This window comes from Cerasibacillus terrae (genome assembly GCF_008039555.1).
GTDB classification, from domain to species: Bacteria; Bacillota; Bacilli; order Bacillales; family Amphibacillaceae; genus Cerasibacillus; species Cerasibacillus terrae.
Genome location: NZ_VDUW01000001.1, coordinates 417,676 through 435,223 on the forward strand (window position 1 = coordinate 417,676; position 17,548 = coordinate 435,223).

Sequence of the window (17,548 nt, forward strand, 5' to 3'; positions counted from 1 at the left end):
GGAGGTAAAAAAATGGTTGCAAATAACCAAACCCGAATGGGTAGAAAAAAACAAAAACCTACAACAAAGAAAAAACCATTATGGAAAAAAATCATGTTATCCACCTTATTCCTTGTCTTGGCAATAGGAATAGGGATTGGTGTTCTATTCACGTATTATATTGCCACAGCACCAAAAATTGATGCAGCAAAATTATCTGATCCATTTTCATCACAAATTTTAGATAAAGAGGGAGAAGTAGTTGCCGAACCTGGAACAGAAAAGCGAACAAAAATCGTTTATGATGATCTACCTGAAGTATTGGTAGATGCAGTGACTGCAACCGAAGATGCCCGTTTCTTCAAGCACCCTGGAATTGACATAAGAAGAATTGGAGGAGCAATTGTTGCAAACTTTAAACATGGATTTGGGTCTGAAGGTGCAAGTACAATTACTCAACAGGTAGTTGAAAATTATTTTCTTGCAAAAGATAAAAAAATTAAATTAAAAGTGCAAGAACAATGGCTAGCACTAAAACTGGAAAGAAAGTATTCAAAAGAGCAAATTTTAGAAATGTATTTAAATAAAATTTTCTATGGGAATAATGCCTATGGTGTAGCTAGCGCAGCGAAAGCTTATTTTGGTAAAACAGACCTACATGATTTGACATTACCTGAGGCTGCCATACTAGCTGGTTTACCTCAGAGACCAACAGCATACAATCCATATAAGAACCCAGAACTTACCAAAGAACGAATGGATACTGTGTTAAAATTAATGGTTCGCCATGATAAAATTAGCCAAAAAGAAGCAGACGAAGCACGTAAAGTAGATATTCCATCATTACTAACAGATAAAGTACCAGAAGGCGCAAAATACCAAGGATTTATCCAACAAGTAAAAGATGAAGTAAGTGAAAAATTGGATGGTGCAGACATCTATACAGACGGATTAAAAATATATACAACATTAGATTCTGACGCTCAAGAATATGTTGAGTCTTTATTAACAGACAGTGAGCAAAATCCTATCCAATTCCCAAATGACACGATGCAAGCCGGGATGACCGTTGTAGATACGAAAACAGGCGCTATTCAAGCAATTGGTGGGAGAAGAAACAGTGAAGGGAAAGGTGAATTAAACTATGCCCAACAAACGTTTCAACCAGCATCAACTGCCAAACCAATTATGGCATACGGACCAGCCATAGAGTATAATAAATGGTCCACATATCATCAAATCAATGATGATAAACCATATGACAAAAATGTTAAAAATCCGATTAATAATGTTACAAGAACATATCAAGGCTGGGTAAGTGCCAGATATGCTTTAACTCACTCCTTAAACGTACCGGCATTAAAAACATTTGAAGAAGTTGGTGCAAATAAGGTCAAGGAATTTGCGGAAGGATTAGGTCTTCACTATGAACATCCAATTGGTGTTGGAGATGTCATTGGTGGAACAAGTAATGAGTTTAGTCCAATCGAAATGGCTGGAGCATATCAAGCATTTGGGAACGAAGGTGTTTATATTGAGCCATATACCGTGACAAAAGTGGAATTTCCAGATGGGAAAGTCGTTGATTTAACACCAGAACCAAAAGCTGCAATGTCAGACTACACAGCATATATGGTTACAGATATGTTAAAATCAGTTGTTCAGGAAGGTACTGGACGCTCTGCAAATGTAGCTGGAATCCCAATTGCAGGTAAAACAGGGACTTCAGACGATAGTAAAGACTCCTGGTTTATCGGTTATTCTCCAAACTATACTATTTCAGTTTGGACGGGGAATTTTGATGAGAATGATAAAAAGTTATCTATTCCTTCTGGATATACAAAGATAGCCCGAGATCTATTTCGTAACACAATGACAGAGATATCGAAAGATGTGGAAACTCCTGATTTTAAAATGCCTAGTTCTGTTGTGAAGGTAGGTGTAGAAAAAGGTTCTAATCCGCCTTCTCTTCCAAGTAACCAAACACCAAGCTCACAAATTGTAACAGAATTATTTGTGAAAGGAACAGAGCCTAAAAAGGAATCTGTTAAATATGAGCAATTAGATCCTGTTAGTGGATTAAAAGCAACATATAATGAAGATAAGCAATCCATTCATGTAGAATGGTCTTACGATAAAAAAGAAGACATTCAATTTGAAGTCAGTGCCCGAATTAATGATGGTAAAATGCAATCACTTTCTACAACAGATGAACTGTCGTTAGATATTAATCAAGTTGAAATGGACGCGGAATATGAAATACAAGTAGTTGCCATAAGTAATAATAATGACAAGAGTGAGGCAAGAACAGTTAAACTGAAAATAGGTAATCCAGAAGATGAAGATGAGGATACTGAAGATGAAGATACAAACATCCCATCTGTTCAAAATTTAAATGCACATTATAAAGATACCATCATCCAAGTAAATTGGGCTTATGATGGTCCACCAGCTAAATTTGAAGTATCTGTAAATGGACAAAAAGAAATAAAGGAATCTATGGGTGTCGATATAAAAGGTGCACAGCCTGGAGAAACGTATACAATTGTTGTTACCGCTATTGGTAATGAAAATGGTAAACGAAGTGAAGCAAACTCTGTTCAAGTTACTGTCCCAATGGAAGAAAAACCTGTGACAGGAGACGAAGATAAGAAAGAAGACAATAATAAAAATGAAGAACAAGAAGAAAGTGAAAAAGGTGAAGGAAATAAAGGTAATGAAGGAAATCAAGGAGGCGAAGAAAGCGAAGAAGACAACGATGAAAAAGATGAAGATGCTAATAATTAAAAAAAACCCCGTACATGTTTATTGTACGGGGTTTTTTTCTTTGTTTCGCTTTTTCATCCGTTTCTTTCCCTCTCTACATAAAGTTAGCAAGGGACATTCAGAACAATTTGGATTTCTTGCTTTACAATGATATCTACCAAAGAAAATCATTCGATGATGCGTCATACTCCATTCATCTTCTGGAACTTTTTTCATTAATGTGTTTTCAACTTCCATTACAGAGTCTTTCCACCTGCAGATTCCTAAACGTTTAGCTACCCGTTCCACATGGGTATCTACAGCAATTGCAGGGTGATTAAATGCGACAGATGTAACTACATTGGCTGTTTTTCTTCCTACACCAGCAAGTTTTATTAATTCCTCTCTCTCTTGAGGAACTTGTCCATTATAATCATGAATGATTTGATGTGATAATTTTTGAATATTTTTTGCTTTATTGCGAAATAGCCCAATTGAACGAATATCTTGTTGTAATTCTTCTAAAGGAATAGATAGATAATCTTCAGGAGTTTTATATTTTTTAAATAATTTTTTAGTTACCTTATTTACTAACTCATCCGTGCACTGAGCAGACAAAACAACAGCAATAACTAATTCAAATGGATTCGTATGTACCAATTCACACGCTGCATTTGGAAACATCTTCCCCATCTCATCTAGACAATAACGAATTTCACGATTATTAAGCATCCACTAATCCTCCCCTGTTAACCAGTTAAAGTATAAGGAATCATCTTTCTCTTCATTTTTCTTATATGAAGTTTGTTTTGGTGGTTGTTGATTACCTCGAAAAGATCTGGATAATTCTCTCGCTTCTTCTACAGTTTTAATTCCCTTTTTATTCCAATTTCTTAAAATACGATCAATATATTTAAAGTTTAATTTTCCCATTAATACTGCCTCACGTAAAGCTGCTTTAATTAAAGCTGGAACAATACCATCATCATCCAACCATGCATTTATCATTTCTATTTCAAATGGTGATAATGGGCGACCAAATTCTTGTTCAAATAAAATGAATAAATTTCCTTCATCAGGTTTTTCTTGCTCATCTTCATCAACAGTAAACAGCTTATTCCATAATGGTTCCAGCGAGTATCTTTCGCTTAATTGATGTTTTTCATTTTCTATTTGATTAATAGATAAAAACTGCCTTTGAATAAGTTTACGTAATATATGCGAACATTCCGTTTTATTTAATGTAGTGCAGGACGATAAATCATCAGGTGTAGGAAATGTATCACCTTTCACAATAAATCGATGAATTTGTATAATTACCATCACGTCTGTTTCATTTAGACCTAATTTATGATAATTTGTAAGCAGTTTTATTGGAATGGACAATTGATTAACTAAAAGATCTTGTAACATTATTTGCTTATCCATATTAGCACCTCATTCATAGTATATCATGATGCAACAGAATAACTAAAAATAAAAATCCCCTGCATCAGGCAAGGGATTTCGTTTTAGGTTAAGGGTACAGACGGTTTAAAAGACGTGGAAACGGAATCGTTTCACGGACGTGTTCTACACCTGCTATCCATGCAACAGTTCTTTCTAAGCCAAGCCCAAAGCCAGAATGTGGTACACTTCCATATTTTCGTAATTCTAGATACCATTCATATGCTGGACCTGATAATTGATGTTCTTCATAGCGCTTTTTCATCAACTCATAATCATGAATACGTTCCGAACCACCAATGATTTCCCCATATCCTTCAGGTGCAATCAAATCAGCACATAAAACAAGCTCTGGTTCTTCAGGATGTGGTTGCATATAAAATGCTTTTATATCCTTTGGCCAGTTTGTAATAAATACTGGTTTGTCATAGTTCTCAGCAATAGCCGTTTCATGTGGGGCACCAAAATCATCACCCCATTCAATATCTGTAAATCCTTTATCTTTTAATAATTGAATTGCTTCTTTATATGTAATCTTTGGAAATGGTGCAGTAATCTTTTCTAATTTTGAAATGTCACGATTTAAGACTTGAAGTTCTTGCTGACAATTGTCTAAAATTGATTTCACTAGAAAGCTGACATATTCTTCTTGTATTTGTAAACTTTCTTCATGTTCAACAAAAGCCATCTCCGGTTCCATCATCCAAAATTCAATCAAATGACGTCTTGTTTTTGATTTTTCCGCACGAAAAGTTGGTCCAAAAGAAAATACTTTGCCCAATGCCATTGCAGCTGCTTCTAAATAAAGTTGTCCACTCTGTGAAAGATATGCTTCCTCATCAAAATATTCAACATGAAATAATTCTGTTGTATCTTCTGCAGATGCCCCAGTAAGAATTGGTGGGTCTACTTTCATAAAATCATGATCTGAGAAAAATCTATATGTTGCTTGGATAATTTCACTTCGTATTTTCATTACTGCATGCTGACGTTTAGAACGTAGCCATAAATGACGATGATCCATTAAGAACTCTGTTCCATGTTCTTTAGGTGTAATCGGATAATCAACTGCTTCTTGGATTAGATCAATATGTTTTACTTGCATTTCAAAACCAAGTGGTGAACGTTTATCTTCTACAATTGTTCCAGTTATGTATATAGAAGATTCTTGGTTTAATGTTTTTGCAAGTTTAAAAACTTCTTCATCCACACTATTTTTTGCTACAACTGCTTGCATGAATCCAGTACCATCTCGCAACTGTAAGAAGGCAATTTTTCCACTTGAACGTTTATTTTCTAACCAGGCACCAATTGTAACTTCTTGTCCTTCGTGTTTTGCTACATGTTGTATAGTTGTTTTCATATTAATTCCCTCCAAAAACTATTCTTGATGTTTTTCTACAAATCGTTTTATTCTTTGTGCAGCTTCAACCAAATTTTCTTTAGATACCGCATATGATAGTCGAACATTTTCTGGTGAGCCAAAACCAGAACCAGGAACAAGTGCAACCTTCTCTTCTTCTAAAAGTGCTTTTGCCCAGTCGTCCACACTATTAAATCCATTCATTTTGGCTGCCTCACTCACATTTGGAAATAAATAAAATGCCCCTTTTGGTTTTTCGCATGAAATTCCCGGAATGTTAGTCATCAATTCATAAAGGGTATCTAATCGCTCACTAAAAATCTTACGCATTTCAATTGTAGGATCTTCATTTGCGTTATATGCTCTTAGTGCAGCATATTGTGCAATAGATGTTGGATTGGATGTTGCATGGGAAACATGATTTGTCATTGCTTTAATAATTGCTTCAGGTCCTGCTGCATAACCAATTCTCCAACCGGTCATTGCGTGTGATTTAGACACACCATTTATGACAATTGTTTGTGCTTTTAATGTGTCAGATAGTTCTGCAATGGAAACATGGGCATCTTCCGTATAGATGAGTTTTTCATATATTTCATCAGAAACAATAATTATATTATACTTTTGACAAACTTCACCAAGTTTTATTAATTCATCTTTGGAATACATCATTCCCGTAGGATTACTTGGAGAATTAAGAATAAAAGCCTTCGTATTTTTTGTTATTGCTTCCTCCAGTTGCTGTGGAGTAATTTTAAAATCATTCGTTTCTGACCCCTTAACAAATACGGGCTCTCCTTCTGCTAATTTAATTTGCTCGGGGTAGCTCACCCAGTATGGTGCAGGGACAATCACCTCATCCCCTTTATTTAAAATAACTTGAAACAACGTATATAATGCATGTTTTGCACCCGTTGTAACAATGATTTCATTCTCCTTATAGTCTAAATTATTATCATCTTTTAATTTATCTATAATAGCCTGCTTTAGTTCGACTATTCCACCAGAAGGCGTGTATTTTGTCATTCCTTCTTCCATAGCTTTCATAGCAGCATTCAATATATATTGGGGTGTATTAAAATCTGGTTCACCAACACCGAGCCCAATAACATCATGGCCTTCCTTTTTTAATTCTTTAGCCTTTGCAGAAATGGCCAATGTTGAAGAAGGTGTTAAGCTTTTCACTCGACTTGCTAATTCCATATGTAAAACCGCCTTTCTCACTCATGATTATAAAAACGTTTTAAACGAAATTCCTCTACACTCGAACCATCATACATCGATAAATAATCAAACACATATCTTCCTGATTGATCCATGTACTTCATTTCCCAAACTGGTTGCTCATCAACTAATCCTGGTACCATGTCTATATATTGACAAGATTGGCATGAATCCTTCCATTCTTTTTTATCATTTGTTTCGATAAGATATTTGCATGATTTATCATCGTAATTTCTTGCTTCTTATCAGATTTTACTTTCGGCAAAAAAGCATAAAAGATATCACCTGTCTTATCTTTTCCTGTAAGCACATGGAAAAGCTGTTCACCATGAAAACGGCTAACATTCTCGACAGAAACCAGGTTAGTTTCATTAAGAATGATTTTTTCTGATTGATCAAACTGGCCCTCTTTATTATGTAATACGTTGAAATAAAGGGTGAATCCATAAATTATCATACCAATTAAAAATAAGCAAAAAATAAGGATACTCCACTTGAGCCAATTTGGGATTATTTGTTTGTACTCATTTTTCATACTCTCACTCCACAAACTTATCAAAAATAAAACATTCGATGAAAAAAATGTTACTTATATCACTTTCCAAAACGTACATAATAATAGATAATGTTGAACATAAGGTGAAACTTCATCCCATATATAGTATAGCAATTTTTCACAGGATTTGTTTCGTTTTTATGAATTTCAACAATTTTTTTAAACCTACACCAATATTTAGACATACTGATTTTTTCCTAAATCAGTATGTTTTTACATAAAGTGAAATTTCATTCAGTGCGAATTATTTCATCCACCACTGATTGTTAACACCGGAAGGGTATGAGCTAAAAGCCCTTGAACGAATCGGTCGTTTGACTTGCTACCTGTCCCCTACCTATAATTTTTGATAAATTCTAGAAATCGGACCTTACAGCCAGCTAAGCTAATCTCGATAAAACAGCTATAGCATCGAATTTATTTTTGAAACCAATTTTTTGCAAATCTCATTAAATGATTTGTTGTATCGAAATGAATCGGGACATTGGGGATAGAGTTTATAAATTGAGACCCATAACGTGATTTTCTTAAACGTGCATCACAAACAAAAATAATCCCACGATCTTCCTTTGAACGAATTAATCTGCCGAATCCTTGTTTAAAACGTATAATTGCATGTGGTAATGCGAAATGAAAGAAAGGATTTTTACCATTACTTTCTAGAAGCTCTGTCTTTGCTTTATAAACAGGATGATTTGGTGGCTGAAATGGCAATCGAACAATTACTAAGCTAGATAAACTTTCTCCTGGAATATCAATTCCTTCCCAGAAAGAGTTCGTTCCTAATAATATAGCCTTTTCAAATGTTTGAAACTTTTTCTTTAGGCGCATACGACTTCCACTGGTTATTCCTTGAGCAATTAGGATATATTCTTCGGCCATCATTTCTTTTAATAAATAATATGATTTACGCAACATATCATAAGAGGTAAATAGGACAAGCATTCTTCCTCTTGTTATATCTGCTAAAGATAAAATTGCCTCACAAGTAGCATAAAGAAATTCATCTTGGTTTTGTTGTCTAATATCAGGAAAGTCGTTCGGTATTAATAATTGAACTTGACTTCTATAATCAAAGGGTGATGCAATTTGGTTTTTGAGTGTATGTTCTTCTTTTAACCCTAGTCTTTTTTCCATAAAAGAGAAGGAATTTTTCGTTGTTAATGTTGCGCTGGTCATAATGATACTAGCTTTTTTATTAAATAATCGTTCTTGCAAAGCAGAAGCAATTTCTTTTGGTTCAGAAAAAACATACACTGCATTCTTCGCTCCAAATGTTTCAATTTCAATCCATTTAAATTGGGTCGAGTCTTCTATAAGAAACAAACGAGTTAATTTATCCTTGATGTTTTCTATTCTTTCTTGGTACTGTTTGATTTTATCATGAAGGTGCGAATCACCATAAGAGTTTAACAGCATTTGCTCAAATAAAAATGTCATTTCTGTTATAGACATCGTTATTCTTGCAACCATTTCTTTTAAAAAATCCCAATGATTACTTTCCCATTTTTCTTCTACTAACTCAAATTGCAATCGACCAATATCACTTAATGTTTTATTATATTTATTTTTATCTAGTACATACTGATAAATATAACGAAATAACTCATCCAAATCTGATTTAACTTGAATAAACAGTGAATCCCACTTTTGGATAGATACCCGCTGTGTAAAGATTGGATTTTCCATCAATACTTTACTTAACCACTTCTTCCCGTCTGATGTACCAATTTGATTTAGTAAAAATACTGTATGCATATAATCTAGTTGTAAACCATAATGTCTGGAAGCTGTTTCTTCTAAATGATGTGCTTCATCGATGACTGCCTTCTGGTAGCTAGGTAAATGTTTTGTATCATGGAATAAATCCGTGCATAATAAAGCATGATTTGTAATAATAAGATCTGCAATTCTTGCTTTTTCTTTTGCTTTTTGATAATAAGAAATCCGAAACCAAGGAGAAGTTGGATCAATCGTTCCTTCAGCCTCTGTAGATATTTTTCGATAGAATGAATATCCGCTTGAAGGAAGCTGAATCTCATCAATATCACCTGTTTTTGTTTCTGTAAGCCATACTAAAATCATTGCTTTTGTAAGAATTTCCCCATAGTGATTACCCTCTACATCTTCTAATTCATTTTCGAATTTCTCTAGACTAATATAATGCTGCTTCCCTTTTAATAAAGCAACTTGAAAAGGAAAAGGAATAAGTTTCATTACAAGGGGGATATCTTCCTCCATTAATTGTGCTTGTAATTGAGTAGTAAATGTACTTACCACAATACGTTCTTCCTGTACAACTGCTTCATAAATTGCCGGAAGTAAATAAGCAAGTGACTTACCAGTTCCTGTTCCAGCTTCAATAAGTGCATGCTTATGTTCTTTAAATGCATCATAAATGATTTCAGACATTTGCCTTTGACCAATACGTTTTTCATATTTCGGTAGAGTTTTTTCTAGATGTCCACCTTGTTCGTAAATATTATCTAAAAAGTCTCCATACGAAGAAATGTTAGAGGTCGAATTTGTTTTTATCTCTTCAACTTCACGAAATGCAAGACCATGGAAGCTTGTTATACCTTCCGATTTTCTTGGATTTTGACGTAGGACTTGTTTTTGCTTTTGAAGCAACCCAAACAAGTCTGATCTTAGAAAAGGTTCTAACTTTAATAAATTATTTATTGTTTCTACTGGTAATTGATTTAGTTTTTTCTTCATTAGCAAAAATAATTTTGCTGTTACATAAGCATCTGATAATGCACGATGAGGATTTTGATGTTCTAAATGGACGTATTCTGCAAGTTGTCCTAGCTTAAATCCTGGTGCCATCGGGTATAAAATTCTTGCTAATTCTACTGTATCTATTGCTGCGTTTTTTAATCGCTCGTTCCCATTCATGACCAATTCTGCATTTAAAAATTCAAAATCAAATTTTACGTTATGAGCTATAAAAATTCCCTCATGAAAAAATGATTTGATTTCTTTTTCTATTTCTTTAAATGTTGGTGCTTGTTTTACATCATCATTAGTTATATTTGTTAGTTTTGTTATAAAAGATGGGATAACCCTCCCTGGTTGGATAAAAGATGAAAATGTTTCCGTAATTTCATTTTCTTCAATTACGACAATTCCAATTTCAATAATTTTATCTCCTGCCTTTGGTGAATGGCCTGTTGTTTCAAGATCCACAACAATATATCTTTCCAAATGTATTCCACCACCTAACTTTTCCTAGTCATCCACAGCTAAAACCCTTATCTATGATAAGAGTTTTAAGTTATTTAAGATTATAAAAATCCTTTTTAACAAATTACGAATTTTCCCTAAACCAATCTATTTCTGCGGAATATAATTTTTCCATCTTTCCATCATCAAGGTTTCTTACTAGTAATCCTCCATCATGATCAATTCCAGAAAAAGTTGCCTTCCATTCATGATTCATTGTTTTTATTAAAATCTTTTCTCCAATACGAAAACCATAACTTTCCCATTTTGTTTTAATAACAGGAAACCCCTTCTGTAAATAAAGCTCATATGTTTTTTCAAATTGTTGTAAAATTTTTTGGACTAAATATCGGATATCAAATTCTTTATCTGCTTCCATTTTCAAAGATGTTGCCTTTGTGTGGATTTCTTTATGTAAACTTTTTATATCTTGATTTACATTCATTCCAATTCCAATAATAATGTATTGTACTTGATCTTGTTCAGCTTGCATTTCTGTAAGAATTCCACTCATTTTTTTATTATGAATGATAATATCATTCGGCCACTTAATATAAGGCTTTATATTAGTTTCTTTCATGATGACATCTGCTAACACTGTAGCAGTCAGTAAGGTTAATTGTGGTGCCTTATGTGGTGGTATTGCCGGCCTTAGAATGATGCTCATCCAAATTCCTTCATTTTTAGAAGAATGCCATTTGCGATTCATTCTCCCTTTTCCTTTTGTTTGTTCATCCGCAATAACTATCGTTCCATGAGAAGCGCCTTCTTGTGCAAGTTGATGTGCTATATGTTGTGTGGATGTTGTTTCTGGTTTATGAATGATTGTTTTAGCAATCCACTCTGTTTCTAATCCCCATTTTAGTGTATTTTCACTTATTTTCTTAGGGAATTCTAAAATACGGTAGCCTCGTTTGGGCTTGCCTTCAATAACATAACCATCCTTTTCCAATTCCCGCATATGTTTCCATATTGCGCTTCTAGAAATATTTAATCTTTCGGAAATTAATTGTCCAGAAATATATGTTTCTTGGTTATTTGATAAAATTTCAATTAGTTTATTTCGGGTGGATTGCATTTGATCCACTCCTTTATATCATTTTTATTATTTTTTAAACGCTTTTCAACAATTTCTTTTTCAATTTTGTTTATTAACTTTTGAATCCATGGCCCCTTTTTTTCTTGTGGAAATATCTTTATAATATCATGCCCATTAAGTATTAAATCTTTTTTTGAAGTAATTGGTAAACTATTTCTTAAACACTTTATTTCATGTTTATTTATTTCATGATTCTTATCTAAATAATGGACAATTCTCAAAAAACCTTCATCATATATTGGATCTAGTTGGTAAACAAGCCATTCATCTAGTCCTTGTTTTTTATAATGATTAAATATATCTACAAGGGTAATGGCTTCTGTTTTTATTTTATTGGAACATTTCCATTGTTTAACCCACTCTTGCACTGTTAATTTTGGTTCAAGAAGGTGACAGACTGCAATGACTTCACCAAAAGATAGAAATGATTCGATTGGTCTAGGGAATTTATCAATAATATAAGGGTTTTCTTTAAACAAAGGTAAATGCCTATGTAAGCACAAAGATGTTAAATAGGAAAATCCAATATCAACATATTTTCCAGCAAAAAACTTTCCCATTTCGTGTTGTATTCGTTCAACTGCTAAATGTTCAATTTCATTTTTTAAATCTCCCATAGCTAATAGAGTTTTCTCCTCAATTGAAAACCCTAACTGGCTTGCAAAGCGGATCGCCCTTATAATACGTAATGGATCTTCTGTAAATCTCTCCATTCCATCTCCAACACTACGTATAAGTTTCTTTTTCAAATCCTCTTTACCACCATATAAATCAACCAAATTTCCGTATTTATCCATTGCAAGAGCATTCATTGTAAAATCTCTTCTTGCTAAATCTTCATCAATTCGATCAATAAATTGAACGGAATCAGGATGGCGCCCATCAGAATAAGAACCATCTAAGCGAAATGTTGTTACTTCATATGACTTTTTCTGATGCCGAACAATAACCGTTCCATGTTCAATCCCTACTGGTATGACTTTATCAAAGATATTTTGTATTTGATTAGGTGTTGCAGATGTAGCAATATCAATATCCTTCATATCATGTTCTAATAATAAGTCACGAACACATCCACCTACAAAATACGCCTTGAATCCTTTTGCTTCAATTTTTTCAATAATGTAAAGTGCATCAAGGAAAGGCTTGGTAAACATTATATCACCAAATTTCTCGACTAACTTTTTAAAGTTTTTTATATAAATCTACATACTGATCCACGATTTGAGTGGAGTGAAAATTCTTCCTAGCATAATTATAAGCTTGTTTAGAGAAACGATTTAATTTATCTATATCAGAAAGTAGCTCAATAGCGTGTGCAGCTGCTTGTTCTACATCTCCTACATCAATAAGATAGCCAGTTTTATTATGCTTAATTACTTCCGGAATACCACCAATATTCGTTCCAATACAAGGTACTTCACAATTCATTGCTTCTAATAAAACTAGACCAAAACTTTCTTTTTCAGAAAGTAAGAAATTCAAATCGGAAATAGAAAGTAAATCACTTATATTTTCCTGTTTTCCAAGAAATAATACTTTATCTTCTATTTGCAGTTGTTTAACGAGATGAAAAGCTTTGGAACATTCTGGCCCATCTCCAATGAGCATTAACTTTGCGTCTAATTTCTGTTGAATAAGGAAAAACGTACGAATAACATCTTCTATTCGTTTAACCTTACGAAAATTAGATATATGTGTGATGACTTTTTCTGACTCTGAAATACCATATTCATTTTTTAATAATGGTAGTTGTTTTTTATAATAATCATTTTCATTAACAAAATTATAAATAACGTTAATTTCTTTTTCTATATCTAATAATTCTTTTGTTTGTCTGGCTAAGCTATTGGAAACAGCCGTTACTGCATCGGATTGCTCAATACCATACTTAATCATATTTTTAAATGTTTGATCCATTCCTAAGACAGTGATATCTGTCCCATGTAGAGTTGTAACAATTTTTACGTTATGTTTTGCAATGTCACGTGCCAAAATAGCAGAGATTGCATGTGGCATCGCATAATGCACATGTAAAATATCTAATTTGTATTGATCAACAACTTCAGCCATTTTAGATGCTAAAGCCAAGTCATATGGGTCATGTTGAAAAACGGGATAATGACTTACTTCTACTTCATGGTAGTAGATTGCTGGATTTACTTGATTTAAACGAAATGGTAGCCCAGATGTAATAAAGTGAATTTCATGGCCTAATTCTGCTAATAACATGCCTAATTCTGTGGCAATGACACCGGATCCACCAACTGTAGGATAACACGTAATTCCTATTTTCATATATCATTTCCTTCCTGCTCTTTTACTATTTCCCTCCAGGAAAGATCACCATGTTCCAATCCTTTAACCATCACTTCAGCAGTAGCCATATTTGTTGCCAATGGTATTAAATAAACATCACATAAACGCATTAATGCACTAATATCCGGCTCATGTGGTTGCGCTGTTAATGGATCTTTAAAAAAGATAACAATATCTATTTCATTATTGGCAACCTTTGCACCAATTTGTTGGTCACCACCCAATGGACCTGATTTAACTTTATGTACAGGTAAACCGGTTTTCTTACTAATTAGTGCACCAGTTGTCCCTGTCGCATATAATTGGTGACTTTTTAAAATGGGTGAATAGGCAGTAGTAAATTGAATCATGTCTTTCTTTTTTTCATCATGTGCAATTAATGCGATTTTCATATAGTCAACTCCTTTTATTATCTATAAATAACTAATCCATTACATTCTCCATTCCATAAACTAACTTTTCTAATTGCATTACTTTTCCAAGAGCATATTTTATACCAGTCATGAATGATTTACGATTATATGAATCATGTGTAATGGTTAATGTTTGTCCTAAGCCACCCAATATAACTTCTTGATGAGCAACTAGTCCAGGTAAGCGAACACTATGTATCCGAATACCTTCCGTATCCGCACCTCTTGCACCATCCATTGTTTCTTTTTCATTTGGATGACCTTGCCGTTTCGCTTGTCTTGATTCTTGAATCATTTTAGCTGTTTTCACTGCTGTACCTGATGGAGCATCCAATTTTTGATCGTGATGTTTTTCGATAATTTCAACATCTGAAAAATATGTAGCAGCCTTCTTAGCAAACTGCATCATTAAAACAGCTCCAATCGCAAAGTTAGGTGCAATAATACAACCTACTTTATTTTCATTTGCAATATTGGTTAATAAATCAATTTGTTCTGAAGTAAAACCAGATGTACCGACAACTGATTTTATCTTAGACATCAACGCTAATTTAGTATGGTCGAAACCTACTTCTGGTATGGATAATTCTAAAAATATATCGGCAGAAACTGATTGAAAACATTGATTCGGTTCAACAAAAATAGGAACATTTACATTCGGCATTCCTTCAACATCAGATAGTCTCTTACCATCATTCATTCGATCAATACAAGCAACAAGTTCTAAATCTTTATCATTTATAATCATATCTAACGCTTCTCGACCCATTCGTCCTCTTGGTCCAGAAATAATTACTTTTATTGTCAATTTTAGTTCACTCCTAGTTTTTAAGTATATCTTTTAGCTATCCTTTCTTGTCCAGCGATTTTTATCTCTTGTTTCAATTTTTGTCATAGCAATGTCAAATGCTTCAGATAGATTAATGTTAAGAGAATTCGCGAAACATGTTAGTACAAATATCATATCACCAAGTTCTTCTTTTATCGTTTTATCCACTTCACTTGGTTTTTTCGGCTTTTCACCATAATAATGATTGACTTCTCGCGCCAATTCTCCAACTTCTTCTGTCATTCTCGCCATTAGGCTTAATGGAGAAAAATATCCTTCCTTAAATTGTGAAATATAGTCATCAACACGAGTTTGAATTTCTTTTGAATTATAATTTGACATGGCTAGTATAAATCTCCTTCACTTAATAAACATTAGAATATATATTTATGTTAGCTAATTGCACCCTCTTTGACAAATATTTAAGAGAATGACATTTAAATAGTATAAAATATAAAAAGGGTGACATAAATAGCCACCCCCATTCCAATACAAATATTTTAAAACGTTTATCACAGGATAACTGGCTGTAAGACCCCTACTTCAAAACTTTTAGACAACATAAGAATTTAAGCGGAGGACGGTTAGCCAGTAAACACCTAATTCGTTCAGTTATCAATCAGTGGTTGAGAATACCCCCACTGAATTAAATTTCATTTTTAAAAGGACTATTCTCTATTAGCAAATATAATAAACGCAAATCGCAATAGTTCTGCTACAGCAATAGCAGCGGCAGCAACATATGTCATTGCTGCGGCACTCAATACTTTTTTCGTGTCTCTTTCTTCTCGATTTGTAATAATTCCCCCACTTACTAGCTGTCCCATTGCTCTATTAGAAGCATCGAATTCAACAGGCAGTGTAACAAGTTGAAACAATACAGCAGCCGCCATAAATATTAGTCCAAAGACAGCTAAATTCAACATATCGAAAATAAGTCCCGCAAAGATAAGGAAAAATGCAGCATTTGAACCGAAATTTGCAACAGGAACTAAAGCGGAACGAAAATTTAAGAAAGCATATTCTTCTGCATCTTGAATAGCATGTCCAACTTCATGGGCAGCAACAGCCGAAGAAGCCATCGAATGTCCATGATAGTTTGAACTAGACAGTCTAACTGTTTTAGAACGAGGATCATAGTGATCCGTAAGCATTCCTTTTGTTTCTTCAATAGTTACATGATATAGTCCATTATCATCTAATATCTGTCTTGCAACCTGTGCACCTGCCATCCTAGATGAGGTAGGTACTTTTGAGAATTTTTGGTATGTGCGTTTTACTTTTGATTGGGTCCATATTGGAATAATCATTAATAGAGCAAAATAAATGAGTAATCCACCTAAACTGTTAAACATCTATTCAAACCTCCACGCTATGATATAGGTCAATTTTAGTCAAATCGAACAAATCAGTCAACTGTTTTGTCTTCTTTTAACTTTTTTTTCTTTTTTTCACCCTTATATTTTCGCCAACTTACATAAGTTAGTGTAATAGCAATACAGCCACCCACAATAATTATCACCCAATAAAATGGTGTCATTGCTACATTTTTATGAACTAGCTCTTGATTTGGTTCAGCATAAACTACACTTCCTTGAACAACCATTATCCCTATGATACACAAAAAGTTTTTTAACACTAATCTCGTAAGTTTTCTCATAGAGATCCCCCACATTCTTTTTATTTAATATATGTGAGGGAAGAATACTTTATTACACCTTCAAGGCCGCATGGTTATGTTTTTGCATTAATTTATATGCTATAAAAATTGATAACATACTTAACCAAAATGTAAAATACCCGATTTTATCCATGTAATCCGTTAAAGAGGAATAAATTGGCATCATACCAAATACATAATCAATCACATCATTATGTAATGTCCAAATACTCGCAACTACAATATGTTTTAATTTAATTTTATAAAATGGTGCATATAATAATCCTTCTATGGCCATAGCACCATGTGAAAGAATTAACATATAACCCTGAGGGCTTAATGAACCTTCTATGATTAATGTAAAAACATTCATTACGACAGCCCAAATACCATATTTAAACAATGTAATGATTGCTAATGCTTCTATGTAGGGTAAATTTCTTCCAAAAATAAAGAAGAGCAAAAATACTGTAAAAAACAAGCTGGCTGTCGGGCTATCTGGAACAAATAAATAAAAAATAGGTGGTGTATCGGCTAATTGGAAGCGATACCAGTAAAATCCATAAATTGTACCTATCAAATTCGTAATAAATAGAAAGATAAGTACACGCCGATCTCTTAATAAATATCTTAACAAAGTACATCCCTCCTGTTTATAGTATTTACTAAAAAAGCACCTTTACCAAAAAT

Annotated in this window: 16 protein-coding genes; 1 reads left to right on the forward strand and 15 read right to left on the reverse strand. The window is 33.5% G+C overall.

Features of this window, described 5'->3' with window-relative positions; translation table 11 throughout:
- The first annotated feature begins 12 nt into the window (after window positions 1-12).
- Entirely contained in the window at window positions 13-2,766 is a 2,754-nt protein-coding gene (locus FHP05_RS02090; RefSeq protein ID WP_147665570.1) for a transglycosylase domain-containing protein, read from the forward strand.
- Between the two features lie 18 nt (window positions 2,767-2,784).
- On the opposite strand, the gene nth is transcribed toward FHP05_RS02090, so the two are convergent.
- The 15 genes from nth to lhaT form a co-directional block, all read right to left on the reverse strand.
- A complete protein-coding gene (gene nth, locus FHP05_RS02095; protein WP_147665571.1) occupies window positions 2,785-3,456 on the reverse strand; it encodes an endonuclease III in 672 nt (223 codons plus the stop codon).
- Between the two features lie 3 nt (window positions 3,457-3,459).
- Complete coding sequence (locus FHP05_RS02100; protein WP_147665572.1) at window positions 3,460-4,152, reverse strand: DnaD domain-containing protein; 693 nt, start codon at window positions 4,150-4,152, stop codon at window positions 3,460-3,462.
- Between the two features lie 88 nt (window positions 4,153-4,240).
- Entirely contained in the window at window positions 4,241-5,533 is a 1,293-nt protein-coding gene (gene asnS, locus FHP05_RS02105) for an asparagine--tRNA ligase (RefSeq protein WP_147665573.1), read from the reverse strand.
- 18 nt (window positions 5,534-5,551) lie between these two features.
- Complete coding sequence (locus FHP05_RS02110) at window positions 5,552-6,736, reverse strand: pyridoxal phosphate-dependent aminotransferase (RefSeq protein WP_147665574.1); 1,185 nt, start codon at window positions 6,734-6,736, stop codon at window positions 5,552-5,554.
- 166 nt (window positions 6,737-6,902) lie between these two features.
- Window positions 6,903-7,292: a cell wall elongation regulator TseB-like domain-containing protein gene (locus tag FHP05_RS02115; RefSeq protein WP_147665575.1), complete on the reverse strand. Its 390-nt coding sequence runs from the start codon at window positions 7,290-7,292 to the stop codon at window positions 6,903-6,905.
- A gap of 438 nt (window positions 7,293-7,730) precedes the next feature.
- Window positions 7,731-10,520, reverse strand: coding sequence for an ATP-dependent DNA helicase DinG (gene dinG, locus FHP05_RS02120; RefSeq protein ID WP_147665576.1), 2,790 nt, complete (start codon window positions 10,518-10,520; stop codon window positions 7,731-7,733).
- 103 nt (window positions 10,521-10,623) lie between these two features.
- Entirely contained in the window at window positions 10,624-11,616 is a 993-nt protein-coding gene (locus tag FHP05_RS02125) for a biotin--[acetyl-CoA-carboxylase] ligase (protein ID WP_147665577.1), read from the reverse strand.
- Window positions 11,592-12,794 (reverse strand): CCA tRNA nucleotidyltransferase, encoded by a 1,203-nt coding sequence (locus FHP05_RS02130; protein WP_147665578.1) that lies wholly within the window; start codon window positions 12,792-12,794, stop codon window positions 11,592-11,594. The genes FHP05_RS02125 and FHP05_RS02130 overlap by 25 nt, the downstream gene beginning before the upstream one ends.
- A 28-nt stretch (window positions 12,795-12,822) precedes the next feature.
- Window positions 12,823-13,935: an N-acetyl-alpha-D-glucosaminyl L-malate synthase BshA gene (gene bshA, locus FHP05_RS02135; RefSeq protein ID WP_147665579.1), complete on the reverse strand. Its 1,113-nt coding sequence runs from the start codon at window positions 13,933-13,935 to the stop codon at window positions 12,823-12,825.
- Window positions 13,932-14,348 carry a methylglyoxal synthase gene (gene mgsA / locus FHP05_RS02140; RefSeq protein WP_147665580.1) on the reverse strand — a complete coding sequence of 139 codons (417 nt, stop codon included), beginning with the start codon at window positions 14,346-14,348 and terminating at the stop codon, window positions 13,932-13,934. Before mgsA ends, bshA begins: the two co-directional genes overlap by 4 nt.
- A 31-nt stretch (window positions 14,349-14,379) precedes the next feature.
- Window positions 14,380-15,177 (reverse strand): 4-hydroxy-tetrahydrodipicolinate reductase, encoded by a 798-nt coding sequence (gene dapB / locus FHP05_RS02145; RefSeq protein ID WP_147665581.1) that lies wholly within the window; start codon window positions 15,175-15,177, stop codon window positions 14,380-14,382.
- Between the two features lie 33 nt (window positions 15,178-15,210).
- Entirely contained in the window at window positions 15,211-15,540 is a 330-nt protein-coding gene (locus FHP05_RS02150; RefSeq protein ID WP_147665582.1) for a nucleotide pyrophosphohydrolase, read from the reverse strand.
- A gap of 326 nt (window positions 15,541-15,866) precedes the next feature.
- Window positions 15,867-16,553, reverse strand: a complete 687-nt coding sequence (locus FHP05_RS02155) for a zinc metallopeptidase (protein WP_147665583.1) — start codon at window positions 16,551-16,553, stop codon at window positions 15,867-15,869.
- A 53-nt stretch (window positions 16,554-16,606) separates the two neighbouring features.
- The gene (locus FHP05_RS02160; RefSeq protein WP_147665584.1) at window positions 16,607-16,858 is read right to left on the reverse strand and encodes a sporulation protein YpjB; all 252 of its coding nucleotides are present in this window, start codon (window positions 16,856-16,858) and stop codon (window positions 16,607-16,609) included.
- Between the two features lie 52 nt (window positions 16,859-16,910).
- Entirely contained in the window at window positions 16,911-17,495 is a 585-nt protein-coding gene (gene lhaT, locus FHP05_RS02165) for a lipoprotein heptaprenylglyceryl N-acetyltransferase LhaT (RefSeq protein ID WP_147665585.1), read from the reverse strand.
- Window positions 17,496-17,548 lie beyond the last annotated feature (53 nt).